At 70.2% G+C, this 24741-nt stretch carries 24 protein-coding genes and 2 pseudogenes; 12 read left to right on the top strand and 14 right to left on the bottom strand.

From position 1 onward, the window contains the following. Window positions 1-78: 78 nt before the first annotated feature. A complete protein-coding gene (locus tag ACH492_RS17770; protein WP_398987533.1) occupies window positions 79-3066 on the bottom strand; it encodes a bifunctional [glutamine synthetase] adenylyltransferase/[glutamine synthetase]-adenylyl-L-tyrosine phosphorylase in 2988 nt (995 codons plus the stop codon). Window positions 3067-3280: 214 nt separating this feature from the next. Here ACH492_RS17770 and ACH492_RS17765 point away from each other — a divergent pair, with 214 nt between their 5' ends. Both ACH492_RS17765 and ACH492_RS17760 read left to right on the top strand, forming a co-directional pair. Further along, window positions 3281-3811, top strand: a complete 531-nt coding sequence (locus ACH492_RS17765) for a pyridoxamine 5'-phosphate oxidase family protein (RefSeq protein WP_398987531.1) — start codon at window positions 3281-3283, stop codon at window positions 3809-3811. A gap of 52 nt (window positions 3812-3863) precedes the next feature. After that, on the top strand, window positions 3864-4295 hold the full coding sequence (locus tag ACH492_RS17760) for a VOC family protein (RefSeq protein WP_398987529.1): 432 nt from the start codon (window positions 3864-3866) through the stop codon (window positions 4293-4295). An 87-nt stretch (window positions 4296-4382) separates the two neighbouring features. Here the strand turns inward: ACH492_RS17760 and ACH492_RS17755 are convergent, their stop codons facing one another. From ACH492_RS17755 to ACH492_RS17740, 4 genes are all read right to left on the bottom strand, one after another. Then, entirely contained in the window at window positions 4383-5702 is a 1320-nt protein-coding gene (locus tag ACH492_RS17755; protein WP_398987527.1) for an aldehyde dehydrogenase family protein, read from the bottom strand. A gap of 268 nt (window positions 5703-5970) precedes the next feature. After that, a complete protein-coding gene (locus ACH492_RS17750; protein ID WP_398987525.1) occupies window positions 5971-6408 on the bottom strand; it encodes a type II toxin-antitoxin system VapC family toxin in 438 nt (145 codons plus the stop codon). After that, entirely contained in the window at window positions 6405-6674 is a 270-nt protein-coding gene (locus ACH492_RS17745) for a CopG family transcriptional regulator (protein WP_398987523.1), read from the bottom strand. Before ACH492_RS17745 ends, ACH492_RS17750 begins: the two co-directional genes overlap by 4 nt. Before the next feature lie 27 nt (window positions 6675-6701). Next, the gene (locus tag ACH492_RS17740; protein ID WP_398987521.1) at window positions 6702-7484 is read right to left on the bottom strand and encodes a helix-turn-helix domain-containing protein; all 783 of its coding nucleotides are present in this window, start codon (window positions 7482-7484) and stop codon (window positions 6702-6704) included. Window positions 7485-8289: 805 nt separating this feature from the next. Here ACH492_RS17740 and ACH492_RS17735 point away from each other — a divergent pair. From ACH492_RS17735 to ACH492_RS17725, 3 genes and pseudogenes are all read left to right on the top strand, one after another. Next, on the top strand, window positions 8290-9126 hold the full coding sequence (locus ACH492_RS17735) for a helix-turn-helix domain-containing protein (protein WP_398988352.1): 837 nt from the start codon (window positions 8290-8292) through the stop codon (window positions 9124-9126). Next, entirely contained in the window at window positions 9123-9314 is a 192-nt protein-coding gene (locus ACH492_RS17730; RefSeq protein ID WP_398987519.1) for a DUF397 domain-containing protein, read from the top strand. Before ACH492_RS17735 ends, ACH492_RS17730 begins: the two co-directional genes overlap by 4 nt. Before the next feature lie 56 nt (window positions 9315-9370). Then, window positions 9371-9592 (top strand): annotated as a pseudogene (locus ACH492_RS17725) (IS5/IS1182 family transposase); the annotation flags it as partial. A 164-nt stretch (window positions 9593-9756) separates the two neighbouring features. Here ACH492_RS17725 and ACH492_RS17720 read toward each other — a convergent pair. The 5 genes and pseudogenes from ACH492_RS17720 to ACH492_RS17700 all read right to left on the bottom strand — a co-directional run. Beyond that, window positions 9757-10368 (bottom strand): annotated as a pseudogene (locus ACH492_RS17720) (AMP-binding protein); the annotation flags it as partial. A gap of 328 nt (window positions 10369-10696) precedes the next feature. Then, a complete protein-coding gene (locus ACH492_RS17715; protein WP_398987517.1) occupies window positions 10697-10951 on the bottom strand; it encodes a hypothetical protein in 255 nt (84 codons plus the stop codon). A 43-nt stretch (window positions 10952-10994) separates the two neighbouring features. Then, on the bottom strand, window positions 10995-11330 hold the full coding sequence (locus tag ACH492_RS17710) for a hypothetical protein (protein ID WP_398987514.1): 336 nt from the start codon (window positions 11328-11330) through the stop codon (window positions 10995-10997). Between the two features lie 455 nt (window positions 11331-11785). After that, window positions 11786-11977 carry an antitoxin gene (locus ACH492_RS17705; RefSeq protein WP_398988350.1) on the bottom strand — a complete coding sequence of 64 codons (192 nt, stop codon included), beginning with the start codon at window positions 11975-11977 and terminating at the stop codon, window positions 11786-11788. Between the two features lie 116 nt (window positions 11978-12093). Then, window positions 12094-13455, bottom strand: a complete 1362-nt coding sequence (locus ACH492_RS17700; protein ID WP_398987512.1) for a glutamine synthetase family protein — start codon at window positions 13453-13455, stop codon at window positions 12094-12096. Window positions 13456-13691: 236 nt separating this feature from the next. On the opposite strand from ACH492_RS17700, the gene ACH492_RS17695 reads away from it, so the two are divergent. The 4 genes from ACH492_RS17695 (at window position 13692) to ACH492_RS17680 (ending at window position 16106) form a co-directional block, all read left to right on the top strand. Then, on the top strand, window positions 13692-14102 hold the full coding sequence (locus ACH492_RS17695) for a hypothetical protein (protein ID WP_398987510.1): 411 nt from the start codon (window positions 13692-13694) through the stop codon (window positions 14100-14102). Window positions 14103-14162: 60 nt separating this feature from the next. Then, window positions 14163-14804, top strand: a complete 642-nt coding sequence (locus ACH492_RS17690) for a DUF3105 domain-containing protein (RefSeq protein ID WP_398987508.1) — start codon at window positions 14163-14165, stop codon at window positions 14802-14804. Beyond that, window positions 14804-15475, top strand: a complete 672-nt coding sequence (locus ACH492_RS17685; protein WP_398988348.1) for a DUF305 domain-containing protein — start codon at window positions 14804-14806, stop codon at window positions 15473-15475. The genes ACH492_RS17690 and ACH492_RS17685 overlap by 1 nt, the downstream gene beginning before the upstream one ends. A gap of 211 nt (window positions 15476-15686) precedes the next feature. Beyond that, window positions 15687-16106 carry a CBS domain-containing protein gene (locus ACH492_RS17680; RefSeq protein WP_398987506.1) on the top strand — a complete coding sequence of 140 codons (420 nt, stop codon included), beginning with the start codon at window positions 15687-15689 and terminating at the stop codon, window positions 16104-16106. On the opposite strand, the gene ACH492_RS17675 is transcribed toward ACH492_RS17680, so the two are convergent. After that, window positions 16091-16981 (bottom strand): alpha/beta fold hydrolase, encoded by an 891-nt coding sequence (locus ACH492_RS17675; RefSeq protein WP_398987504.1) that lies wholly within the window; start codon window positions 16979-16981, stop codon window positions 16091-16093. The genes ACH492_RS17680 and ACH492_RS17675 overlap by 16 nt on opposite strands. A 200-nt stretch (window positions 16982-17181) precedes the next feature. Between ACH492_RS17675 and ACH492_RS17670 the strand changes: the two genes are divergently transcribed. From ACH492_RS17670 to ACH492_RS17660, 3 genes are all read left to right on the top strand, one after another. Then, window positions 17182-17625, top strand: a complete 444-nt coding sequence (locus tag ACH492_RS17670) for a hypothetical protein (protein ID WP_398987502.1) — start codon at window positions 17182-17184, stop codon at window positions 17623-17625. A 107-nt stretch (window positions 17626-17732) separates the two neighbouring features. Further along, complete coding sequence (locus ACH492_RS17665) at window positions 17733-19382, top strand: multicopper oxidase family protein (RefSeq protein WP_398987500.1); 1650 nt, start codon at window positions 17733-17735, stop codon at window positions 19380-19382. An 89-nt stretch (window positions 19383-19471) separates the two neighbouring features. Next, window positions 19472-21232 carry an NAD+ synthase gene (locus tag ACH492_RS17660; RefSeq protein WP_398987498.1) on the top strand — a complete coding sequence of 587 codons (1761 nt, stop codon included), beginning with the start codon at window positions 19472-19474 and terminating at the stop codon, window positions 21230-21232. Here the strand turns inward: ACH492_RS17660 and ACH492_RS17655 are convergent. From ACH492_RS17655 to ACH492_RS17645, 3 genes are all read right to left on the bottom strand, one after another. Next, the gene (locus ACH492_RS17655; protein WP_398987496.1) at window positions 21198-22430 is read right to left on the bottom strand and encodes an MFS transporter; all 1233 of its coding nucleotides are present in this window, start codon (window positions 22428-22430) and stop codon (window positions 21198-21200) included. The two genes, ACH492_RS17660 and ACH492_RS17655, sit on opposite strands and share 35 nt — an antisense overlap. 404 nt (window positions 22431-22834) lie before the next feature. Continuing rightward, window positions 22835-23785, bottom strand: a complete 951-nt coding sequence (locus ACH492_RS17650; protein WP_398988346.1) for an endonuclease/exonuclease/phosphatase family protein — start codon at window positions 23783-23785, stop codon at window positions 22835-22837. Window positions 23786-24079: 294 nt separating this feature from the next. Further along, window positions 24080-24682, bottom strand: coding sequence for a TetR/AcrR family transcriptional regulator (locus ACH492_RS17645; RefSeq protein WP_398988344.1), 603 nt, complete (start codon window positions 24680-24682; stop codon window positions 24080-24082). Window positions 24683-24741 lie beyond the last annotated feature (59 nt).

Genomic DNA, 24741 nt, shown 5'->3' with positions numbered 1-24741 from the left:
GCCCACGCCCGACAAGGGACGATGCCCGGACCGCCGCCACGGGAGGACCCCGGGCCCGCACCCTGGCAGCCCTGCCCCCTACGCCCCGTAGAACAACTCCTCCACGACCGCCCGCGCCCTCCGCGTAATCCGCCGGTAGTCGTCCAGCATGTCCCCCACATGTCCCGGCCCGTACCCCAAGTACCGCCCCACCGCCCCCAGTTCGCGCCCGTCCGACGGGAACGTGTCCCCCGCGCGGCCGCGGACCAGCATCACGCCGTTGCGCACCCGCGTCGCCATCACCCACGCCTCGTCCAGGATCTGCGCGTCCTCCGTCACGATCAGGCCCGCCGCGTGGGCAGCCGCCAGCGCCTCGCGGGTCCGCGTCGTGCGCAGGCCCGGTTCCGCCCAGCCGTGGCGCATCTGGAACAGCTGGACCGTCCACTCGACGTCGCTCAGCCCGCCCCGGCCCAGCTTGGTGTGGAGCGTCGGGTCCGCGCCCCGCGGAAGGCGTTCGGACTCCATCCGGGCCTTCAGCCGGCGGATCTCGCGTACGGCGTCGTCGCCCAGACCCTCGGCGGGGTAGCGCAGCGGATCGACCAGGTCCAGGAAGCGCCGGCCCAGCTCCATGTCGCCCGCCATCGGCTCCGCCCGCAGCAGCGCCTGGCTCTCCCACACCAACGCCCACCGGTGGTAGTACGCCTCGTAGGAGGCGAGCGTGCGCACCAGCGGGCCGCTCTTGCCCTCCGGCCGCAGATCCGCGTCGATCAGCAGCGGCGGGTCCGTCGTCGGCACCTGCAGCAGTCTGCGCATCTCTGTGACGACGGTGTTCGCGGCGCGGGCCGCCTCCTGCTCGTCCACCCCCTCGCGCGGCTCATGCACGAAGAGCACATCCGCGTCGGAGCCGTAACTCTGCTCGCGCCCCCCGAAGCGGCCCATGCCGATGACCGCGAACCGCGTCGGCAGCGTGTCGCCCCAGTGCTCCCGCACCGCCGACCTGAGCGCGCCCGCGAGCGTCGCCGCGTTCAGGTCGGTGACCGCGTTCCCGACCCGGTCCACCAGCGCCCCCGGGTCCGCCTCGGCCGGGCTGTCCTCGGTGCCGTACGAGCCGATCAGATCGGCCGCGGCGGTACGGAACAGCTCGCGGCGCCGTACGCCACGGGCCACGGCGACCGCCACCTCCGCGGTGTCCGCGCGCCCGACAGCCGCCAGGATCTCTTGTTCCAGATGGTCCCGGCCGCGCAGTTTGAGACCCTCCGGGTCGCCGAGCAGAGCCACGGCCTCGGGCGCCCGCAGCAGCAGATCGGGGGCGAGCCGCCCGGCGGACAGCACCCGGGCCAGGTTCTCCGCGGCCGCGCCCTCGTCCCGCAGCAGCCGCAGATACCAGGGCGTCTTGCCGAGCGCGTCGGACACCTTGCGGAAGCCCAGCAGGCCGGCGTCCGGGTCGGCCGAGTCGGCGAACCAGCCGAGCAGCACGGGCAGCAGGGTCCGCTGAATCGCGGCCTTGCGGGTCACGCCCGACGACAGGGCCTCCAGATGGCGCAGGGCGGCGCCGGGATCGGCGTAGCCCAGAGCCTCGAGCCGCTGCCGCGCCGCCTCCGGGCTGAGCCGCGTCTCGCCGGGCGTGAGCTGTGCGACGGCGTCGAGCAGCGGCCGGTAGAACAGCTTCTCGTGCAGCCGCCGCACCACCGACGCGTGGCGCTTCCACTCCTTGTTGAGCTCGGCGACCGGGTCCGTACGCAGTCCGAGTGAGCGGCCGATACGGCGCAGATCGGCCTCGTCCTCCGGCACCAGATGCGTACGCCGCAGCCGGTACAGCTGGATGCGGTGCTCCATGGCGCGCAGAAAGCGGTACGCGGAGTCCAGCTGCGCCGCGTCCGCCCGCCCCACATACCCGCCTCCCGCCAGCGCCCGCAGCGCGTCCAGCGTGCTGCCGCTGTGCAGGGTCGCGTCGCCGCGCCCGTGCACCAACTGCAGCAGCTGTACGGCGAACTCGACGTCCCGCAGCCCGCCGGGGCCCAGCTTGAGCTCGCGCTCGACCTCCGCGACCGGGATGTTGTCGACGACGCGGCGGCGCATCTTCTGCACGTCAGCGACGAAGTTCTCGCGCTCGGCGGCCTGCCACACCAGCGGTGAGACGGCCTCGATGTACTCCTCGCCGAGCGCGGGGTCACCGGCGACCGCCCGGGCCTTCAGCAGCGCCTGGAACTCCCAGGTCTTGGCCCAGCGCTGGTAGTAGGCGAGATGGCTGGAGAGGGTGCGCACCAGCGGACCGTTGCGCCCCTCGGGCCGCAGATTGGCGTCGACGGGCCAGATCGTGCCCTCGACCGTCGTCTCGGAGCAGATCCGCATCAGGTGGGAAGCCAGCCGGGTCGCGGCCTGCATGGCCTTGCTCTCGTCGGCGCCCTCGGCCGGCTCGCCGACGAAGATGACGTCCACGTCGGACACGTAATTGAGCTCGTGGCCACCGCACTTGCCCATGGCGATGACGGCGAGCCGGCACAGCGCGGCGTCGCCGGGCGCGGCGGTCCGGGCGATGGCGAGGGCGGCCCGCAGCGTGGCCGTCGCGAGGTCGGCCAGTTCGGCGGCGGTCTCGGCGACATCCGTCGTGCCGCACACATCGCGGGCCGCGATGGAGAGCAGGCACCGCCGGTAGGCGATCCGCAGCGTGACCGGGTCGGTCGCGTCGGCGAGGCCACACTCGAACTCCTCGACTCCCGGGTGCAGATCGGCCGCCTCGTAGGTGACGAGGGCCTTCCAGTCGCTCGGGTGGCGGGCCAGATGGTCACCGAGCGCCTCGGACGCGCCGAGCACGCCGAGCAGCCGGTCGCGCAGGGGCTTCGCGCTGACCAGGGTGTCGAGGAGGCTCTGCCGGACCACCGGTTTCTGCGCCTCCACGAGCCGTACGAGGCTGCGGAGCGCGAGGTCGGGATCGGCGGCCGCGCCGAGCGCGTCGAGGAGCACCGGGTCGGTCCGTACGGATGCCATGTCGGCGAGGCCGAGGAGCCGCTCGGCGGCGGAGGGATCGGTGAAGCCGTGCCGCAGCAGCCGCGTGAAGGTACTGCTTCTGCGTCCCGGCACCGTCATTCCGCCGTCTCCCGTCCTGCCCGATCAAGGTATGTCCGGCTCGATCCCGATCAAGGTACGGAGTCGAGCCTAGCCGCAGGGGCCCTCGGGGGACCCCGGTGATCCTCGCCGTTGTGCGCAGCCCGGCATCCGGCGGGATGACCGTCGGCCGATGAGTACGGAGGCCGGGCGCGGTCAACACATTCGGTGACCCCGAATGCGATAGGACCGCGCCATGCCTCAAAACACGCACCTGCCCGAGCGGACCCCAATGACCGAGCTGGACGCCCGCTACAGCGACCCGAAGGCCACTGCCGCCGACTGGGCCCTGGCGATCGCCCTCCTGGAGGCCGCCGAGATCTTCTGGCTGTCGACGGTCCGCCCCGACGGCCGCCCGCACGTCACCCCGCTGATCGCCGTGTGGCAGGACGGCGGCCTGCACTTCTGCACCGGCGCCGACGAGCGCAAGGCCAAGAACCTCCGCGACAATCAGGAGGTGGTCCTCACCACCGGCGCCAATGCCCTCAAGGAGGGCTACGACCTGGTGATCGAGGGCACGGCGGTGCGCGTGAGTGACGAGGCGCGACTGCGCTCACTGGCCGCCGCATACACCGAGAAGTACGGTGCGGACTGGCAGTTCGACGTCCGCGACGGCGCCTTCGTGGGCGACGGCGGCCCCGCCCTGGTCTTCCGCGTGGAGCCGCGGACGGCCTTCGGCTTCGGGAAGGGCGATCCGTACGCCCAGACCCGCTGGCAGTTCACTTAGTTCGCACAGTGATTCGCACAGTGATTTCGCACAGTGATAGGGAGCAGCACCGATGGAATGGACGCTCGAAGTCGTCAACGTTCCGGTCACGGACCTGGACCGGGCGAAAAGCTTCTACGAGGACAACTGTGGTTTCAAGGTCGACACCGACACCCGCATCAGCGACGACACCCGCATCATCCAGCTGACCCCACCGGGCTCCCGCTGCTCGATCGCCCTCACCTCGGGCATGCCCCCTTCTCCGGGCCAGCGCGAGATGGAGCCGGGCTCGCTCCAGGGCCTCCAGCTGTGCGTGACGGACATCCACACGGCCCACGCCGAACTGTCCGACCGTGGCGTGGAGGTCAGCAACGTCCAGCACCTGGGCGCGAACGGCTGGGAGGACGGCAGCGGCGACACCTGGAACTCGTTCATGTTCTTCAGGGACCCTGACGGCAACGGCTGGGTGGTCCAGCAGGCCCCGGCACCGCTGGCCGACCGCTGAGCGGGACGACTGGGCGGATCGAACCGGCCGCAGCGGGTCAGTATTCCGGATTCATCGGTGCGCAGAAGTGGTCGGTGCCGGGGCGATTCAGCCGAGCGGCATGTCCAGCACAGCCTTTCGGTGGCTGAACGTCTCCAGCGAGTAGCGGCCGTGGTAGTTGCCCATGCCGCTCTCGCCCACACCTCCGAAAGGCAGATCGGACACCGTGAGATGAGCCAGCGGGAGGCCGAACCCGACGCCACCCGAGGAGGTCTCCGCCAGCAGCCGGTCGCGAGTCGCGGCCGAGTCCGTGAACGCGTACAGCGCCAGCGGCTTGTCCCGCTCGTTGATGAACGCGATGGCCTCGTCGAGGCCGGCGATCTCCACGATCGGCAGAATCGGGCCGAAGATCTCCTCGGACATGACCGGGGAGTCCGGCGCCACTCCCGCCAGTACGGTCGGGGCGAGGTAGCGGCTCGCGCGGTCGTGCTCGCCCCCGACGACCGGACGGCCCGAGCCGAGGAGGCCGGTCAGCCGGTCGAAGTGCCGTTCGTCGACGATCCGGCCGTATTCGGGCGAGGCAGCCGGATCGTCGCCGTACGTCTGCCGCACAGCCGTCTCCAGGGCGTCCTCGAGCTTGCTCGCGGTCACCGGGTCGGTGAGCACATAGTCCGGGGCCACGCAGGTCTGCCCCGCGTTGAGGAACTTCGTGGCCACGAGCCGGGAGGCCACCGTCTGCAGGTCCGTGCCCTGGTCGACGAACGCGGGCGACTTCCCGCCGAGCTCCAGAGTCACCGGGGTGAGGTGCTCGGCGGCCGCGCGCATCACGATGCGGCCCACGGTTCCGTTGCCGGTGTAGAAGATGTGGTCGAAGTGCTGCTCCAGCAGGGCGGTGGTCTCCGGGACGGCACCTTCCACCACGGCCAGCGCGTCGCTGTCGACGAACTGCGGCAGCAGCTCGGCGATGACCCGGGAGGTGGCCGCAGCCAGTTCGCTCGGCTTGGCGACGACGCAGTTGCCCGCGGCGAGCGCGCCGACCACCGGCGCGAGCAGCAGGTGCGCCGGATAGTTCCACGGCGCGATGACCAGTACGACACCCAACGGGTCATGCACCGTCCATGCCGTCGCCGTACGGAGACGTTCGGGAACCTCGGCGGGCTCGGGTCGCAGCCACTCCTCCAGGTGTTCCAGGGTGTGGTCGATCTCGCCCACGGTGGAGCCGATCTCGGTACGGAACACCTCGCGCTCGCTCTTGCCCAGGTCCGCACGGAGCGCGGCGGCGAATTCCTGACTGTGCTCGGTCAGCATGGTCCGCAGGCCGGTCAGCTGCTCCCTGCGCCAGGAGAGCGGCTTGGTACGCCCGCTGCGGAAGGTGGCACGCAGCCGGGCGACGACATCGCCGGGGCGTTCGGCGTTTGAGTGCACCATGGCTCCTCGATACGAATGTAGGTGTACCTACCAACAATGCAATGCGGCCAGCACTTCCCTCGCCGGCTCAGCACCCGTGGCGTCGCGCCTCAGTGGGCAAGGCTGTGCGGGAAGTCCTGCTGGAGCCACCTTGCCGGTCCCCCAGCGGGGCGGCATCCGGTGAGCCGCCGGCCGGGCTACGGCGCCGCCGAGGTCCCTGAACCAGGAGATGGGGCTGATCTGCCCCCGTGGCGACGAGGACCGACCGCTGAGCGACACACTGGGCGCGCTATACGTCGTCGGGCAGGATCCGGAAGTGGGTGTATCTGCCGCCCAGCGGCCTGACGGTCCGGAAGTCGCGAATGTCCCGGGTCAGGACGGCATCCGTGTCGTACTCGGCGGCCAGGCCGACGTTCACCGCGTCGACCAGGTCGAGGTCGAGCGATTCGTACCGGGCACGTACCGCCAGAGCGGCTTCGAGGATCTCGGGGGTCGTCGCGGCCAGGACCAGCCGCATCTGCCGGACGCGAGACGTGAGCGAGCGAAGGATCCCGTCGGCGGCGGCACGCCCGGCGCGGCTGGTGGCCACCTGATGCACCTCGGTCAGGACCAGGGGGGTGGCGACGAGGAAGCCGCACTGATCAGCGGCCTTTCTGGCCTCCTGGTGTGCGGGGTCGGAGCGGTTGAAGAGGGTGAGGAGTCCAGAGGTGTCGGCGATGGCGATCACGCCGCGTGCCCCCGGTTGCGGCGTTCCCGTGTGTCGTGGCCGTCGGTCGCTGCCGCGCGGATGTCGTCCCTGGTGATGGGCTCACCCAGGTCAAACGTCTCCTCGTCGGTGACGAAGGGCTCGTCCCAGACGCGATGGGCCAGGGCGATGCGGTGGATGCCCTCACGGATTATCTCGGCTTCCGAGACACCCAGGCGGGCGGCAGCGTCCTTGATCAGAGCGAGGTCGCTGTCGTCGGCGTAGACGTTGGTGCGCTTCAAAGCCATACCTCCAAGGTACAGGTTGTGTACCTGCTAGGCCGCGGCAACTCTTGTGGTGCAGGCGGGGCAGCATCCCGGGTCCGGGGCGCGGAAGGCGCGGTCGCAGCGGTCGCAGTTCTGGAGCGGGTCCGGGCGTGGAGTCTCGACGCTCGCGGGGAGTGGCGGGGGAAGCAGTTCGGTGAGGCGGTGGGCCAGCAGCGCCGCCGGGTGGTGGACCGGGCCCACGGGGAGCGCGGCGGTGAGGGTGCGACGTACGGCGTCGGGCTCGATGCCGCGCTCCAGCCATGCGGCGACGTACGGGGCGAGGCGGCGGATGTCGCGTTCCGCGAGGAGGAGGCGAGGGTCCGCGCCCCGTAAGGATGCGAGAAGGTCGCCGGCGACTGGCGAGGGCAGGGGCAGCACGGGAGCAGCCCGAGCGGGGAGCGATGGTTGCGGCTCCGTCGAGGGTGAACTCGGGTCCGCCGCATGGGGGTTGTTGTACGAGACCGTACGCGTGATCACCCGGCCCGACGGCAGGCGCTCCCGCGTACGGACGAGATAGCCATGAGCCTCCAGCTCACGGAGAGCGGCGGCGATGCGGACCTCGCCCTCGGGAAAGCGTTCGGCGAGCGCCTTGATCGAGACCTTCGCGCCGGTGGGCAGAGACTGGATGTGCACCGCCAACCCGATGGCGGTGAGGGAGAGTTCGCCGTGCTGGGCGAGGTGGTTTCCGACCACGGTGAAGCGGTCCGGATGGCGGCGGTTGATGTGCCGGATGCCGGACGTGGGAACGGAAGGCGACGCGCACGGGAGCGCGTTAAGCTGCTGCTCAGCCATCAGGAAGGGTCTACTTCCTCGGTGGTCAGGCCCTCGTTCGGGATTGCCGTCCCGGCCGGGGGCCGTCACATGTGTGCGGTTGTCGAGGCCGAGCCTGCACCGCGAAGTGGCATATGCGCCAGCCGAGTTGGGTTTGATCACTCGTGTGAGTGACGGGGGCTGGGGGTGGGTGGGAACGGTTCTCTCCCAGGGTCCTTTACTCCTTGACGTCGAGCCCCACCGGGCAGCGGGCCACCGGGTCGTGAGAACCGTGATGCGGTCAGAGCTGCGCAGACTGGCCGATTTCCGCCCATACGGTCTTGCAGGGTGCAGCCCCAAGCACGGTCCCCACCTGTCGGCGTACGCCTCGACCAGCAGCAGCCCACGCCCCGACTTGCCTTCGGGCAACGGGCCTTCGGGTACGCAGGGCAGGCGGTCCGCGCGGGTGTCCGTAACTTCGACGCACACCGTCCCCGTCTCCGTGAGGCGGACCGTGGGACCGAAGTCCCGTCCGGGCACACGCCCGTGCAGCGCGGCGTTCGCCGCGAGCTCGGCGACGATCTGCCCGGCGGCCTCGTACGGCTGCCCCCAGTCGTTGAGTTGCTGCACCGTCAGCCGGCGGGCGAGTCGCGCGCCTCGGCACGTGGGCGAGAGCAGCACGGTGAAGTGGCGTACAGACGTCGCAGTCTGGGTGATTTCTTGGTTCACGTCACTCAGCGTGGCCACCCGCACCTACTCTGAACAGCAACGACGTGGGTACGCAGCGTTACTGTCCGGGCAGGGTCCGGGTCGGTCCGGGCAGTGCGGGTGCTCGGAGGAGGGCGGCATGGACGACGGTACGGAGCAGCAGAGTTGGGACGACGAGAGCGGGGCGGTCCTGAGGGCGGTCGGCCGCCAGCTCAAGGTGTGGCGGGAGGCGGCGGGGCTCCGGCAGGCGGAGCTGGGGACGGCCATCGGGTACAGCGAGGAACAGGTCTCGTCGGTGGAGCGCGGACGCCGGGCGCCGAAGGAGGCGTTCCTGGTCAGGGCGGATGACGTCCTGGGGGCGGGCGGCAAGATCTCCGCGATGCAGAGGGATGTGGAGGAGGCCAGGTATCCGAAGAAGATTCGGGACCTGGCGAAGGTGGAGTCGGAGGCGGTCGAGCTCGGCGCGTACAACAATCACACGCTCCACGCGCTGTTGCAGACGGAGGAATACACACGGGCCATGTTCGGCATGAGGCGTCCGCTCCTCGCGGAAGAAGTCATCGAGCGCGAGGTGGGCGCTCGCATGGCGCGGCAGGAGATCGTGGACAAAACGAAGACCTTGCCGGTCTTCAGCTTCGTACAGGATGAAGTGACACTGCGCCGCCCGCTTGGCGGCAGAATGGTGCACCGACGACAGCTCGAACGGCTGTTGGAGGTAGGGCAGTTCCGGAATGTCGAGATCCAGGTGATGCCTACGAGCCTGGAGGACCATGCCGGCCTGGCTGGCGGATTCCGCCTCTTCAAACTCCGGAGCGGCGCCACCCTCGGGTACACAGAGGTGCAGCACATCACTCGGCTGATCTCCACGCCGAGGGAGGTGCAGTTCCTGGAGATGCAGTATGGAAGCATCCGGGCGCAGGCTCTCACGCCAAGGGAGTCGCTGGCCCTCATCGAGAAAGTGCGGGGAGAGACATGAGCATCGAGCCCGAGCTGAAGTGGTTCAAGAGCAGCTACAGCAGTAACGAGCCCGGCTCCGACTGCGTCGAGGTCGCAGGAACCCCCAGCGCCATCCACGTCCGCGACTCCAAGAACACAACCGGCCCACAACTCGCCTTCGCGCCGGAGGTCTGGGCAGACTTCGTGACGCACACAGCCAACCGCTGACCGCCCAGGAGGCATCGGCATGGACTGGACGCTCGAAGTGGTCGTGGTCCCCGTCTCACCGCCCCGACGAAGGACGGGGGCGCTCCCGGGGGCGGCCTGACGAGCAAGATCCATCTGGCCGGTGAGGACGGGCGACGCCCTCTGGCGTTACTGATCAATCCGGGCCAGTGGGGCGATGCCCCGCAGCTCATCCCCGTTCTGGAACGCCTCAGTGTCCCCGGCTCGCAGCCGGTCGCCCCCGCACCCGTCCTGACCATCTCAGCGGCGACAAGACTTTCTTGCGGTCGACGATGAAGTAGTAGCCGTCCTCGTCGACCCGGGCGAGGTCGCCGGTGTGGAACCAGCCGTCGCGGATCGCATGGGCGGTGGCGCGCGGCCGGTTGTGGTAGCCGGTCATCACGTTCTCGCCGCGGATCGTGATCTCGCCGACCTCGCCGGGCCCGGCCGTCGTCCCGTCCTCTGTGACCAGCCGCAGTTCGACGCCGCGGACGGGCAGTCCGATGAAGCCGGGCTTGCGTGGGCGGTCCGGCGGGTTGAAGGCGGCCACCGGAGAGGTTTCGGACAGGCCGTAACCCTCGAGCACCTCGACGCCGAAACGCTTCTCGAAGCCGTGCAGCACCTCGACCGGAAGCGACGCGCCGCCACAGACGGCCAGGCGCAGGCGGGCGGCGTCGAAGCCGTCGGGAAGCTCGGCATGCAGCAGTGCCGCGTACATCGTTGGGCCGCCGAGGAGGACGGTGACCGCGTCCCTGCGGATGGTCTCCAGCGCGGCCGCCGGATCGAACCGGGTGAGGAGGGTCAGCGTGGCCCCCGCGGCCACGGCCGTGTTGAGGTCGCGTGCTTTGAGCAGCGGGTTCATCGGCACGACGACGGCGCCTGCGCGGAGGATGCCGTAGTAGGCGACGGGGAAATGCAGCACGTTGGGCATGATCACGGCCACCCGGTCACCCGGGCGGACGCCACGGGCCTGCAGCAGCGCGGCGGTCCGTGCGCTCAGGTCGTCCAGTTGGGCGTAGGTCAGCGCGGGTCTCGTGCCGTACTGCGATCCGGTCACCGTGCACCGACGCGGAGCCCGTCAGCAGGGTGGCGAGATTGGGCATGGCGGTTCCCTCGGGTTCGGGTTGGACGGTGGTGGGTTCAGCGGACGGCCGACGTAGGTCGGCGTCCTCCTGCGGCGTCGCGATCACCTCCCCCGGGGACGACCCCGCCGCAACCTGCCCCCGGCGGGTCCGGGTACCGCCGGCCGCGGGGTGGCGTCGTGCCGTACGGGCGCGGTGGGCACATATGGCGGCGGCCGCCGTGGCGGTGAGCACCACAGCGGCCGCAATCAGGGTGGTGATGGTCATGGTGTTCACCTCCTCGTGGGGTGGTCGGGGGTTCGGTCATGGGCTGCCCCGGTCGGTGTCGGCGTGGTCGATGGCCGCCTGGTCGTGCGCGGCCTGCACCGCGGTCGGCAGGTACGTGAACTGGGTTGCGGTGCGGTCCTCGACCGACTTGAGCGCGGCCTGGTGCTGCGGGGATCCCGGGGACACGCCCGCCCGGGCCCCGGCCTTGAAGCGGCTCCAGGCCCATGCGGCGGCCGCGTACGTAGCGCCGACAGCGGCCGCGATCGGGTAGATCAGAGCAAGGTTGGCCATGGCGGGGTCTCCTATCGCTGTGGTGGGGCCCCGCCTTTCGGGGCTATTCGCTGGTGAGCTCCGGCTGCTCGTGCTCGAAGGCGCGCTCCTGGTCCTCCGGCGTGAGGGTCCGATAGCAGGCGCCACAGAGGTCCTCGTCGGCGAAGCGGCCAGTCGCCCCGTGCCGGTCGCCGTACTGCGGGAAAGTCCGCTTCCCGCAGCGGGTGACGGTGGGGCGGTGAGCCAGCTGGGGTCCGGCCGGAGCGAGCTTCGACTGCTGGCGCTCGTGCGACGCACCGCCACCCTCGACCGGGCCACCCAGCTCCGCCGCGAGCTCCGGCGCAGACGCCGAACCCTGATGCGGCACCCACAAGCTCCACTCGTCCTTGAACGCGTGCATGACCCACTCCTAATTTCCTCACATGGGGAAACTAATTTCAGCGTATGCTGAAACTGTCGCGGACGGAAGCCCCTTCTCTGACGCCTAAATAGAACCTGGTCAGGGTGGGCGTGGGCAGGGCTGAGCGCCCGGTGGCTGTGGTGGGCCGCCGGGTGTCCGCGTTTGGCTGTCAGGCCGCGTTCTCGTTGGGGTTGAGGGTGACGGTGCAGCCGAGCTGGTTGAGCTGGTTGATGGCCCGGCGGGCGGCGCGTTCGGGATCGCGTCGGCACATTCTGTACCGCAACTACTCACACCCGGAGGTGCTGCGCCCCGGCCAGAGCGGCTGGAGCGGCTGGAGACCGGCGGGCGTCGGCATGGCGCACCCCCGACCACACAGACATCGGCGGCCGGGAACGCGGGACCAGTGCGTCCGCGCCCTCAGCCGCCGCATGAGGTGATCCGAGACCGCACCACGGTCAGGGTTGGGGCGGTTCTTCCCGCCGGTCCGAGCCGTACTGCTCCTTCAGCTTGTCCTGGCCGGTGTCGACCTGACCGGTGTACTTGCTCTGGGTCTTGTCGTCGGCGTAGTCACCCGCCTTGTCGACGCCCTTGTCGGCCTGTGCCTCATGCCCCTTGAGCATGCTCTTGAGCTTGTCCATCATGGACATCCGGTCAGCCTCCTCGCGCATGGGCCCCCACACCTCCAGGGTCACCGCACACCACGCGCTTCGCATCCGCACGGGCGGCCCCCTGTCGGGCCCGGCCGTCCGCTGCGTACGTCCGGCTACAGCACCGGGAGGTTCTTGCGCAGCTCGAAGGCCGTGACCTCGGAGCGGTACTCCTCCCACTCCTGCTTCTTGTTCCGCAGGAAGAAGTCGAAGACATGCTCGCCCAGCGTCTCGGCCACCAGCTCGCTGCGCTCCATCAGCGTGATCGCCTCGCCGAGGTTCTGCGGCAGTGGCTCGATCCCCATCGCCCGGCGTTCGGCGTCCGAGAGCGCCCACACGTCGTCGTCCGCGCCGGCCGGGAGTTCGTAGCCCTCCTCGATGCCCTTCAGGCCCGCCGCCAGCAGCACCGCGTACGTCAGATACGGGTTGGCACCGGAGTCGATCGAGCGGACCTCGACGCGTGCGGAGCCCGTCTTGCCCGGCTTGTACATCGGGACGCGGATCAGCGCCGAGCGGTTGTTGTGGCCCCAGCAGATGTACGACGGGGCCTCGCCGCCCGCGCCCGCGCTGCGGGCCGAGCCGCCCCAGATGCGCTTGTAGGAGTTGACCCACTGGTTCGTCACGGCAGAGATCTCCGCGGCGTGGGTGAGGAGGCCCGCGATGAAGGAGCGGCCGACCTTGGAGAGCTGGTACTCCGCGCCCGACTCGTAGAAGGCGTTCCGGTCGCCCTCGAAGAGGGAGAGGTGGGTGTGCATCCCGGAGCCGGGGTGCTCGCTGAAGGGCTTCGGCATGAATGTCGCCTGGACACCCTGCTCCAGCGCGACCTGCTTCATCACCAGGCGGAACGTCATGACGTTGTCCGCCGTGGAGAGCGCGTCCGCGTACCGCAGGTCGATCTCCTGCTGGCCCGGCGCGCCCTCGTGGTGGCTGAACTCCACCGAGATGCCCATCGATTCGAGCATGGTGATCGCCTGTCGGCGGAAGTCCATGCCGACGTTCTGCGGGGTGTGATCGAAGTAGCCGGAGTTGTCCGCGGGGGTGGGGCGTGTGCCGTCCAGCGGCTTGTCCTTCAGCAGGAAGAACTCGATCTCGGGGTGGGTGTAGAAGGTGAAGCCCAGGTCCGAGGTCTTGGCCAGGATGCGCTTGAGGACGAAGCGCGGGTCGGCGAAGGACGGGGAGCCGTCGGGCATGAGGATGTCGCAGAACATCCGGGCCGTGCCGGGGGCCTCGGCGCGCCACGGCAGGATCTGGAAGGTGCTCGGATCCGGCTTGGCGATCATGTCGGATTCGTAGACCCGTGCGAAGCCCTCGATCGCGGAGCCGTCGAAGCCGATCCCCTCGTCGAAGGCCTGCTCCAGCTCGGCGGGAGCCACCGCGACCGACTTCAGGAAGCCGAGCACATCGGTGAACCACAGGCGCACGAAGCGGATGTCGCGCTCCTCGAGCGTACGGAGCACAAACTCCTGCTGCTTATCCATTTCCACCCATCCTTGCTGGTCAAGCCGCCTGCTCCATACGAGCATGCCACCCACGGGTTTCAGGCGCGTTGCGTACCCCGTCCATTGGCCGCTGTACCGGCTGAGCCCATTGTGGGTCAGGGCGTGCCCTGAGACGACCCTGAAGGCCCCCCGATAGCTTGCTTACGGGCATTTCCCAGCGATTACCGGCCCCCGTATGAGGTGCCGGGCGCGCCCGCACACTACGATCTGCGGCCATGGGGGGTTCGCGGCTCAACCACATCGCGCGCACCGCGCGCACCGCGCGTCCTATGGCGCTGCTCAGTGCCGTGGCGACGCTCCTCGGCGCGCTCTTCATCTGTACGAGCCCTGCCGCGACCCCGTCCAGCCCGCACCACATACGCGCGGTCTCAGCGACATCCGCGAAATCCGCGATCTCCGCCTCGGACGTCGAGACCGCGTACACCTGCCCGTACGACAGGGGCGCCTGCGGGCTGCTGCCGCTGGTCAGGCCCGCCGTGCTCACCGCGCCGCCGCTGGACGCCCCGCTCGATGCGGGGGCGCAGCCCCCGCACCTCGGTCCCCCGCCGCCCGCCTCCCGGCTGCCCCGCTCGGAAGCGCTGCCACGCGCCCCGGGCCTTCACGTTCTTCAAGTGCTGCGGACGTAGCAGGCCCCGCCTCCCCCCAGCCCCTTGATCGCCGCAGACTTCACGAAGGACGACACCACCATGGCTTCCCGCAACAACGACCGCCGGGCCCGAATAGAGCAGATGCGCCGCGCCGAACAAGCCCGTGAGCGCCGCGGCCGCATCATCACGATCGCCGTCAGCGGCGTCGTCGTGGCCGGTCTCGTCGGCTTCGGCGTCTTCGTACTCAACAAGGAGTCGGAGAAGAAGGAGCAGAAGGTCGCCGAGGCCAAGGCTCCCGTCACCGGTGAGAAGACCTGGGACGCGAAGAAGCTCGGCCGCAAACACGTCGACAAGGCGGTCAGCTACCCGATGAAGCCGCCGGTCGGCGGCGACCACAACCAGGTGTGGATGAACTGCAACGGCGACGTCTACAAGGAGCCGGTCCCCGACATGAACGCCGTGCACTCGCTGGAGCACGGCGCGGTCTGGGTGACCTACAACGACAAGGCTGCGGCCGCAGACGTGACCAAGCTGAGCGAGAAGGTGAAGAAGACGACGTACTCGCTGATGAGCCCGGTCAAGGACCAGGCCGGCGCGATCATGCTGAGTGCCTGGGGCAAGCAGCTCACCGTCGACAGCGCGGACGACCCACGCGTGAGCAAGTTCTTCACCAAGTACGTGCAGGGCGCGCAGACGCCGGAGCCGGGTGCGGCGTGCACGGGCGGGCTGGGCGCTCAGTGATCCGTCCGACCCGTACGCACTGGGCGGCGATCACGGCGGTCGTGCTCGCCCTGCTCTTCGCGGGGGCCGCCACGGTGGCCTCCGCGGGCGGCGGCGAAGACGCCAGGTCCCGTCCGCCGATCCCGACGGCGACTTCGGCGGACGCGGGCTTCGCGCGCGACATGGCGGTCCATCATCAGCAGGCGGTGGAGATGTCCTTCATCGTGCGGGACCGTACCCAGGACGACGAGGTGCGCCGGCTCGCGTACGACATCGCCAACACCCAGGCCAACCAGCGCGGCATGATGCTGGGCTGGCTTGATCTGTGGGGTCTGCCCAAGGTCTCCGCGGACAGCGAGCCGATGGCCTGGACGCAGAACGACGAGCACGGCGCGCACTCCGGACACAGCGGCGGGCATCAGGCCAAGGACGGCTCGCTGATGCCGGGCATGGCGACCAATGCGGATCTGGCGCGGCTCGGCAAGGCCAGTGGCAAGCAGGCGGAGATCGAGTATCTCCAGCTGATGATCAGCCACCACAACGGCGGGATCACCATGGCCGAGGGCTGTGTGAAGCTCTGCACCGTCGATACGGAGCGGAGTCTCGCCCAGGGGATGGTGGACGCCCAGCGCTCGGAGGTCGATCTGATGGTCGACCTGCTGCGCAAGCGGGGCGCTGAAGCCCGCACCTGAGCACCTGAGCACCTGAGCACCTGAGCACCAGAGGTCCTCGCCTGATCTCGTATCAGGCGTCCGCCCCGGTCGGCCGCCAGCTGATCCGGGGCGGACGGACGGCCGCGCAGAGCGGCATGCCTCGTCCTCGCCTCGCAGCGGTCGCGTACTCCGAACGGCCCAACGACAATGGGTGCGCTGGGGGGCATACCGGACGCAGGAGGTAGAACCCATGACCACCGCCAAAGACATCATGCACCCCGGGGCTCAGTGGATCCCCGCGCACGAGACCCTCGACCGTGCGGCGCAGCTGATGCGCGAACTGAATGTGGGTGCACTGCCCATAGCCGACGCCGACGAACGACTCTGCGGCATACTCACCGACCGCGACATCGTGGTCGGCTGTGTGGCCCTGGGACACGACCCCGCACAGATCACCGCGGGCGAAATGGCCAAGGGCACGCCGCGCTGGATCGAGGCGGGCGCCGACGTGGACTCGGTGCTGAACGAGATGGAGGGCCACCAGATCCGCCGGCTCCCGGTGATCGAGAACAAGCGGCTGGTAGGCATTATCAGCGAGGCAGATCTGGCCCAGCATCTGAGCGACGAGCAGATCGCCGAGTGGGTCGAGCGGGTCTACGCCCACGCCTGAGGAGTACCGGAGCCTGCCCGCACCTCTCGTAGGGCTTGCCCGTCACCGCCGGCCCCGGGCAGGTCGAGAATCGCCCGGGCCACCGCGTCCGGGCGGTCCAGCATCATCAGATGCCCCGCCGGTGCGACCGCCTCGAAGCGGGCGCCGAGCTGCCGGGCAAGTGCGCGCTGCCGCTCGATCCAGCGTTCTCCGCCTGCTGCCGCGGCGAGCACCGCGACCGGGGCGTCCGGCAGGGCGTGGCGCTCGCGCAGGGCGAGGAGTTCGGCGGCGACCGCGAGGTAGTGGGTGTTCTCCAGGAGCGCGCCCTGCAGCACCCGGGACGTGGCGTAGCAGCGGCGTACGAGGGCGGCGGGGGCCGGGTCGCCGCCGGCGGTGCGGGAGAGGCGGACCACGGCGCGACGGGTGAGGGGCCCGAGTGCGGCGGGCGCGCCCACGGCGGACAGGGCGGCGCCGACACCACGTGCCACCGCCGTGCGGGCCGCGGGCGCGGCGGGCACGCGCGCGTGTTCCTCGACGCTGGAGTCGACGAGCACGACAGCCGCGGTACGGGCGGGGTGCAGACGGGCGAAGGCCTCCGCATGGAACCCGGCGATCGAGTGCCCGACGACGACGGCGGGACCGTCCAGGCCGAGCGCGTCCAGTACGCCCGCGATGCGGTGGCCCTCCCCGGCGGCGGACGGCGGCACGGCGGCCGGGCCGCTCAACCCGTGACCCGGGCGGTCGAAGCGGACGACGGTGAGGTGCGGGGCGAGCAGCGGCACCACGGGGTCCCAGTCGAACCAGCTCATCGCGAGCCCGGCGCTCAGTACGCAGACCGGGCCGCTGCCTTCGACGACCACGTGGTGCGGTACGCCTCCCACTCGCACAAAGGTCACCCGTCGCTCCTTCGCCCCCTCCCGCGCCAGGGACAGCGCGAGTACCGACGGTCAGCCTGCCACGAAGAGCACTTGGAGCCGTTGCCCGGCCCCCCGGTGACCAGACGCCGCCGCGGGCGGCGCGGACACTTCCGCACATTGTGGGCTCATAAGGGCGGGTCGCCTATTGACGTATACCGGGTGGGGGTAGGCTGCGGATCATGGTCATCGGTCGGCGTGCGCGGTTCGGACAGCTGCTGCTGTTCGTGGCGCTGCTGTTCGGGATCGCCACGATGCACATGGTGGGACCCCCGGTGCGGGGTCACGGTGGCGGTGCGCAGGAGCACATAGTGCCGTCCTCGGCGGTGGAGCACACCGTCTCGTCCTCGGCGGTGGACATGACGCCCCCTGGGGGCGACCACACCGCCGGTCCCGTGGGCCTGCCGAACACCGGACCGGAGTTGCCGGGCATAGGCACGGACCCGATGACCCTGTACCTCGCCGTGCTGGACACCGTCACCCTCGTCCTGCTGACCGCGGGGCTGCTGCGGACCGACCCGGTCGCTCTGCTCGCGGCCTGGCACGCCCGGATACTCCGCGCGCTCTGGCCCAACCCGATTCCCCGCAAGACCCTCCTCGCAAGGCTGTCGGTGCTGCGGATCTAGAAGTGCGCCCGGCTGCCTGGGAACCTCCCCGCTCCGGGCGGTGTACCAGAAGCAGCGGACGCGCCCATCTGCCACGCATCACCACACACCACGAGGTGCATTCAGCCATGCGCGCTCACCACACGCGCCGCGCCGTGCTCGGCGCAGCAATCGCCGCCGCCGGTGCGGGAGTTCTGGCCGGCTGCTCCGACTCGTCGGGCACCGGCCACGGATCGATGAACCACGGGGGCAGTACTCCGACGGCGACTCCGCAGGACTATGTCGCCCCTGACACCCCGGAGGGCTATGTCGCCCCCGACGGCCCGGAGGTCCTCGGGTACGAGGAGGCGCGAGGCTCCGGCCCTGTCCGCAGCTTCAGGCTGACCGCCACGGCCACCCCGCTGGAGCTCGGCGGCGGCCGGACGGTCAAATCGTGGGCGTACGGAGACCGGCTGCCGGGCCAGGAGGTACGACTCACGGCCGGTGACACTCTCGCGCTCACCCTGGCCAACAACCTGCCGGAGGAGACCTCGCTGCACTGTCACGGCATCTCAATGCGCAATGACATGGACGGGGTGCCGGGTGTGACGCAGGAGCCGATCCGCCCGGGCGCGGAGTTCACGTACCGTTTCGTGGCCGCCCACCCCGGCACGTACTGGTTCCATCCGCACTCGGGTGTGCAGCTGGACCGCGGTATGTACGCCCCGCTGATCGTGGAGGACCCGAAGGAGCCGCTGTCGTACGACAAGGAGTGGGTCATCCTCCTGGACGACTGGGTGGACGGAGTCGACGGCTCCACGCCGGACTCGGTGCTCGCTGAACTCCGCAAAGGCATGGATCACGGCTCCGGGCACCACGGCCACGGGAGTGGCACACCGTCCAGGTCGGCAACGGCGACGGCATCGGGATCGCCGTCGCCGGAGTCCCGTCCGTCCGGCCCACCCCGGTTGCTGAGGGGCACCAAGAGCAATCTGCTCGGCGGCGAGGCGGGCGATGTCGCCTACCCGCACTACCTGATCAATGGGCGTACGCCGGACGACCCTTCACAGTTCATCGCCAAGCCCGGCGACCGCATCCGGCTGCGCATCATCAACGCCGGGGGTGAGACGGCCTTCCGGGTGGCGCTCGGCGGCCACAGGCTGACGGTCACCCACACCGACGGCTTCCCCGTCCTCCCCACCGAGACCGATGCCCTGCTCGTGGCCATGGGCGAGCGGTACGACGTACTGGTCACCGCCGAGGACGGGGTCTTTCCGCTCACCGCGCTCGCCGAGGGCAAGAAGGCCTCGTCGATGGCCGTCCTGCGCACCGGCGGAGGGGAGCTCCCCGCGCCCTCCGTGCGTCCGGCGGAGCTGGACCGGAAAGTGCTGAAGTCGGCCGCCCGCCTCGAACCCGACGAGTCCGTGGCCTTCTCCCGGCGCAGGCCGGACCGCATCATGCGGATCAAGCTGACCGGTGGGATGGAGCAGTACAACTGGGCCTTCGACGACGAGCCCTACTCCCCGGAGCGCCTCTACTCGATTCGCGACGGCGAGCGGGTCCGCATGGTGTTCATCAACGCCACGGATATGTGGCATCCCATCCATCTGCACGGCCACACCTTCGCTCTGGCGGGCATCAACGGGTCCGGCGCCCGCAAGGACACGGCGGCGGTCCTGCCGCACCGCAAAGTGACCGTGGACTTCGACGCGGACAATCCGGGCCTGTGGATGCTGCACTGCCACAACATCTACCACTCGGAGTCCGGGATGATGACGACCGTCGCCTACCGCGCGTAGGCCCTCGGGGCGTAGGCCCTGGGGGGCGTGGGGCGCACCACACCTCCCTGCCAGGACATCGCGTCAGACAGACGATTACACTGGGCCGCGTGCCTCAACTACGCCTCGCTCTGAATCAGATCGACTCGACCGTCGGCGATCTCTCCGGCAACGCCGAGGCGATCGTGCACTGGACCCGGCACTCCGCCGAGCAGGGGGCGCATCTCGTCGCCTTCCCCGAGATGGTGCTGACCGGCTACCCCGTGGAGGACCTGGCCCTGCGGTCGTCCTTCGTGGACGCGTCCCGGGCCGCCCTGCGCGCCCTCGCCGTTCGGCTGGACGACGAAGGGTTCGGCGAGCTGCCGGTCATCGTCGGCTACCTCGACCGTTCCGAGCGGGCCCAGCCCCGCTACGGCCAGCCCGCCGGCGCGCCGCAGAACGCAGCCGCCGTGCTGCACCGCGGCGAGGTGGTGCTGAGCTTCGCCAAGCACCATCTGCCGAACTACGGCGTCTTCGACGAGTTCCGCTACTTCGTGCCGGGCGACACCATGCCGGTGATCCGCGTGCACGGCGTCGACGTCGCGCTGGCGATCTGCGAGGATCTCTGGCAGGACGGCGGCCGCGTCCCGGCCACCCGGTCCGCCGGGGCCGGGCTGCTCATCTCCATCAATGCCTCGCCGTACGAGCGCGAGAAGGACGACACCCGCCTGGACCTGGTGCGCAAGCGCGCCCAGGAGGCCGGCTGCACCACCGCGTACCTCGCGATGATCGGCGGACAGGACGAGCTCGTCTTCGACGGCGACTCGATCGTCGTCGACTCCGCCGGTGAAGTCGTCGCGCGCGCCCCGCAGTTCGCGGAGGGCAGCGTCGTCCTGGACCTGGAGCTGCCCGCGGCTTCCGCCGAGCCGCCGACCGGAGTGGTCGACGACGGGCTGCGCATCGAGCGCGTCGTCATCTCCGAGGAGCCGCTGCCCGCGTACGAGGCCGAGCTGTCCGGCGGCTACGCCGACCGGCTCGACGACGACGAGGAGGTCTACTCCGCGCTGGTCGTGGGCCTGCGCGCGTACGCCGCCAAGAACGGCTTCCGTTCGGTGCTGATCGGGCTGTCCGGCGGCATCGACTCCGCGCTCGTCGCCGCGATCGCCTGTGACGCGCTGGGCGCGCAGAACGTGTACGGCGTCTCCATGCCGTCGAAGTATTCGTCCGACCACTCCAAGGGCGACGCGGCCGAGCTTGCCCGGCGTACCGGGCTCAACTTCCGTACCGTGCCGATCGAGCCGATGTTCGACGCGTACATGAGCTCGCTCGGCCTGACCGGTCTCGCCGAGGAGAACCTCCAGTCGCGGCTGCGCGGCACCACGCTGATGGCGCTCTCCAACCAGGAGGGCCACATCGTGCTCGCGCCGGGCAACAAGTCCGAGCTGGCGGTGGGCTATTCGACGCTGTACGGCGACTCCGTCGGCGCGTACGGGCCGATCAAGGACGTCTACAAGACAACGGTCTTCCGGCTTGCGAAGTGGCGCAACCGCGCCGCCGAGGAGCGCGGCCAGACCCCGCCGATCCCGGAGGCGTCCATCACCAAGCCGCCGAGCGCGGAGCTTCGCCCCGGCCAGGTCGACACCGACTCGCTGCCGGACTACGACGTACTGGACCGGATCCTGGAGCTGTACGTCGACCAGGACCGGGGCAAGGACGCGATCGTCGCGGCCGGCTTCGGCGAGGAGCTGGTGGCGAAGACGCTGCGGATGGTGGACACGGCGGAGTACAAGCGGCGCCAGTACCCGCCGGGCACCAAGATCTCGGCCAAGGGCTTCGGCAAGGACCGGCGACTGCCGATCACGAACCGCTGGCGGGAGACGACGACGCACTGACCTGCTGCTCCGCGGTACGGGGGCTTCCTGCGGCGATCACGCGGGAGGCCCCCGTTTCGGTACGGTCCAGCAGGCCCGCCGTCACCGCGATCGCCAGACCGGCGGCCGCCAGGACCGCGCCGACCAAGGCCGGGGAGCTCCAGCCCCAGCCGGCCGCGATGGCCGCGCCGCCGAGCCAGGCGCCGCCCGCGTTGGCGAGGTTGAAGGCCGAGTGGTTGGAGGCGGAGGCCAGCGTCGGGGCGTCCTGCGCCTTCTTCATGACCAGCATCTGGAGCGGTGTGGTGGTCATGAAGCCGACCGCGCCGAGCACCACGACCGTCACCAGGGCCGCCCACTGGATGTGCACGGTGAACCGGAAGGCCACCAGCACCAGCGCGAGCGCGGCCAGCGAGCCGTACAGCGTGGGGCGCAACGCCCGGTCGGTCAGCGGGCCGGCGGCCAGCGCGCCGAGCGTCATGCCGATACCGAAGAGGGCGAGGACCAGGGTCACGGAGGACTCGCCGAAGCCCATCACCTCGGTCGTCATGGAGGCGAGGTAGGAGTACACCGCGAAGACTCCGGCGAAGCCGAACACCGCGGTGAGCAGGCCGAGTAGCACCTGCCGGTTGCCGAGTGCGCGCAATTCGCGGCCCACGCTCTGCTGCGCGTCGACGGGTACGTACGGAATGAGCCGGGCGAGCGCGGCCATCGCGACCAGGCCGATCACCGTGACGACGAGGAAGGTGGCGCGCCAGCCGAGGTGCTGGCCGAGGAGCGTGGCGGCCGGTACGCCGACGATGTTGGCGACCGTGAGGCCGAGGAACATTGTGGCCACCGCGCGCGCCTGCCGCCCGTCCGCGACCAGGCGCGCCGCGACGACCGCGCCGACGCCGAAGAACGCGCCGTGCGGCAGCCCGGCGAGCACGCGGCCCGCGATCAGCCAGCCGAAGCCGGGGGCGAGGGCGGATGCCAGGTTGCCGACCGTGAACAGGGCCATCAGCAGCAGGAGCATCCGCTTGCGCGGGACGCGGGAGCCGAGGGCGGTGAGCAGCGGGGCGCCGATGACGACGCCGATCGCGTACGCCGATACGAGGTGGCCGGCCGTGGGGACGGAGGTGTTCAGGTCGTCGGCGACATTGGGCAGCAGGCCCATCATCACGAACTCGGTGGTGCCGATGCCGAAGGCGGATACGGCGAGCGCGAGCAGCGCGAGGGGCATGGAGGTGCCTTTCCGAAGTTAGTTCTCCTTCGAAACAAATGCTCGCACGCGGTTTGTTCCCACGGATGAACGGGTGGTTGCCGTCACATAACTGGGGGCTCCGCCCCCAAGCCCCCGCGCCTCAAACGCCGGCGAGGCTGATTTCCGGGGCTCCGCCCCAGACCCGCTCCTCAATCGCCGGAGGGGCTTGTTTTGCCCGGGCGGGCTTGAGTTTTGCCCGGGCGGCGCCTGAAATTCCGCCGGACGGGCGGAACTTCAGGCCTGTTGGGGGTCCCCCCGGACGAAGCCTGGGGGAGATTGAGGACACGGCCGAAGACCGTACGGGGGTCTGGGGGCTTGCCCCCAGTTCGGGAAGTGGGGGTCTCCCCACGCCCGCCAGGGCGTAGGGGGAGGGTCGGGGAAGGTCACATCTTGATGCGCGCCGCGATCGGCAAGTGGTCGCTGTCCGTCTGCGGCAGCGTCCAGGACGAGACCGGCTCGACGCCCCTCACCATGATCTGGTCAATGCGCGCCATCGGGAACGACGCGGGCCAGCTGAAGCCGAAGCCGTCGCCCGCCGCGCCCTGCGTGGAGCGCATCTGGGAGGTGACCGCGTTCAGCGAGCGGTCGTTCATCGTGCCGTTGAGGTCGCCGAGCAGCACGACCTTGCCGACCCGCTCGCGGGCGATGGCCTCGCCCAGCGCGTCGGCGCTGTTGTCGCGCTGGCTGGCGGTGAAGCCGGCGTTGAGCTTGACGCGTACGGACGGCATGTGCGCGACGTAGAACGCGACCGCGCCCTGCGGCGTCTGCACGGTGGAGCGCACGGCGCGTGTCCAGCCCAACTGGATGTCCACCGGCGCCGTGTCGGTCATCGGGTACTTGCTCCAGAGCCCGACCGTGCCCTCCACCGCGTGGTACTTGTACGTCCCTGCCAGCGCCTGTTCGTACGTGGAGACCTGACCGACCGGCAGCTCCTGCAGCGCGACCACGTCCGCGCCCGAGGCGGCGACCTGCTTGGCGGTGCCCGCCGGGTCGGGGTTGCCGGCGTTGACGTTGTGCGTGGCAACGGTCAGATTGCCGCCTGCGCCCGACTTGTCGTTGAACAGCAGCCCGCCGAAGAGGTTCAGCCAGACAACGGCCGGGAGCAGCAGGGCGATCAGCGCGGTGGCCGAGCGCCGCAGCACGGCGACGACGAGGATCACCGGGATGAACACGCCCAGCCACGGCAGGAACGTCTCGGTGAGGCTGCCCAAGTTGCCGATCCGGTTGGGGATCTGCGCGTGCAGGATCATCAACAGGGCGATGAAGACGGCGAAGCAGGCGAGGACGACGCCGCGCCGCCAGATGCCGCGGTCGCCGCGCCAGCGCTGGAGCAGGCTCCGGACCCGTGCTCCGGTCCGCCCGGCCTCGGGGCTGCCGTTGGTGCCGTTGGCGGTCTCCGTCTTGTACGCCTGCGCCATGGAGCTGTCCTCACTGCCTTGCCGTCACGCCTCGCCGTCGACACTAGGCGATGGAGGTGTTTCCTCGCCGTCGCCCGACGGCCGTTCTGCCTCGATGACGACAGCGCGGCGCACCGGGTTCCTCGTAACGGGCCAGGTGGGGACGCTGTGACAGAACACGCACACTTCGGACTGCCCCTCGCCGGACGTCGGCCGGGCGTCAGCGGGGCATCAGTGGGGCGGACCTTCTGCGGGGCGTACGCCCTCCAGCACGGCGTCGACGATCCGTTCCGCGCTGCCCTCTTCCGGCGTGCCCCCGGGGCGCAGCACGGTCCGTACGAGCATCGGGCCGACGAAGAGGTCGCCGAGCAGACCGAAGTCGATGTCGGCGCGGATCTCGCCGTTCGCGATGCCGCGGCGCAGCACTTCGTCCATCCGCTCGCGGCGGGGGGCGATGGAGGTGTGGTGGTACATGTTCCACAACTGGGGATAGCTCTGCATCTGGGCGAAAACGTTGTGCAGGAGGGCGGAGGAACGTTTGGCGAGGCCGCGCTGCCGCAGCATCTCGACCATCGCGACGAGATCGTCACGTACGCAGGTGCCGGGCAGCGGCGGGTCCACGGGCTCCATGGAGCGGACGACGTCGACGAAGAGGGCCTCTTTGCCGTCCCAGCGGCGGTAGATGGTGGCTTTGCCGACGCCGGCGGTGCGGGCGATGCGCTCGATGGAGAGCTCGGAGAGCGGCACGCCGTCTTCGAGAAGCCGCACAACGGCCCCGACTATGGCCCGCTCGACGGCCTCGCTCCGGGGCCGCCCACGCCGTCCCGTGGCCAGGGTGCCGCGTCGCGCGGGGGGCTCGCCGCTCTGGCCGCGGTTGTCCTGGTGGTCCTGGT

The organism is Streptomyces sp. NPDC019443 (assembly GCF_044389785.1).
In the GTDB taxonomy this organism is placed as follows: Bacteria; Actinomycetota; Actinomycetes; order Streptomycetales; family Streptomycetaceae; genus Streptomyces.
Note: the sequence above shows the minus strand (reverse complement) of the source record. Positions and strands in the feature narration are given on the sequence as shown.

Coding starts and splice junctions, on each gene's coding strand:
- ACH492_RS17770 (WP_398987533.1), bottom strand. CDS start 3,066: ATGACGGTGCCGGGACGCAGAAGCAGTACCTTCACGCGGCTGCTGCGG.
- ACH492_RS17765 (WP_398987531.1), top strand. CDS start 3,281: ATGCCTCAAAACACGCACCTGCCCGAGCGGACCCCAATGACCGAGCTG.
- ACH492_RS17760 (WP_398987529.1), top strand. CDS start 3,864: ATGGAATGGACGCTCGAAGTCGTCAACGTTCCGGTCACGGACCTGGAC.
- ACH492_RS17755 (WP_398987527.1), bottom strand. CDS start 5,702: ATGGTGCACTCAAACGCCGAACGCCCCGGCGATGTCGTCGCCCGGCTG.
- ACH492_RS17745 (WP_398987523.1), bottom strand. CDS start 6,674: ATGGCTTTGAAGCGCACCAACGTCTACGCCGACGACAGCGACCTCGCT.
- ACH492_RS17740 (WP_398987521.1), bottom strand. CDS start 7,484: ATGGCTGAGCAGCAGCTTAACGCGCTCCCGTGCGCGTCGCCTTCCGTT.
- ACH492_RS17735 (WP_398988352.1), top strand. CDS start 8,290: ATGGACGACGGTACGGAGCAGCAGAGTTGGGACGACGAGAGCGGGGCG.
- ACH492_RS17730 (WP_398987519.1), top strand. CDS start 9,123: ATGAGCATCGAGCCCGAGCTGAAGTGGTTCAAGAGCAGCTACAGCAGT.
- ACH492_RS17715 (WP_398987517.1), bottom strand. CDS start 10,951: ATGGCCAACCTTGCTCTGATCTACCCGATCGCGGCCGCTGTCGGCGCT.
- ACH492_RS17710 (WP_398987514.1), bottom strand. CDS start 11,330: ATGCACGCGTTCAAGGACGAGTGGAGCTTGTGGGTGCCGCATCAGGGT.
- ACH492_RS17705 (WP_398988350.1), bottom strand. CDS start 11,977: ATGTCCATGATGGACAAGCTCAAGAGCATGCTCAAGGGGCATGAGGCA.
- ACH492_RS17700 (WP_398987512.1), bottom strand. CDS start 13,455: ATGGATAAGCAGCAGGAGTTTGTGCTCCGTACGCTCGAGGAGCGCGAC.
- ACH492_RS17695 (WP_398987510.1), top strand. CDS start 13,692: ATGGGGGGTTCGCGGCTCAACCACATCGCGCGCACCGCGCGCACCGCG.
- ACH492_RS17690 (WP_398987508.1), top strand. CDS start 14,163: ATGGCTTCCCGCAACAACGACCGCCGGGCCCGAATAGAGCAGATGCGC.
- ACH492_RS17680 (WP_398987506.1), top strand. CDS start 15,687: ATGACCACCGCCAAAGACATCATGCACCCCGGGGCTCAGTGGATCCCC.
- ACH492_RS17670 (WP_398987502.1), top strand. CDS start 17,182: ATGGTCATCGGTCGGCGTGCGCGGTTCGGACAGCTGCTGCTGTTCGTG.
- ACH492_RS17665 (WP_398987500.1), top strand. CDS start 17,733: ATGCGCGCTCACCACACGCGCCGCGCCGTGCTCGGCGCAGCAATCGCC.
- ACH492_RS17655 (WP_398987496.1), bottom strand. CDS start 22,430: ATGCCCCTCGCGCTGCTCGCGCTCGCCGTATCCGCCTTCGGCATCGGC.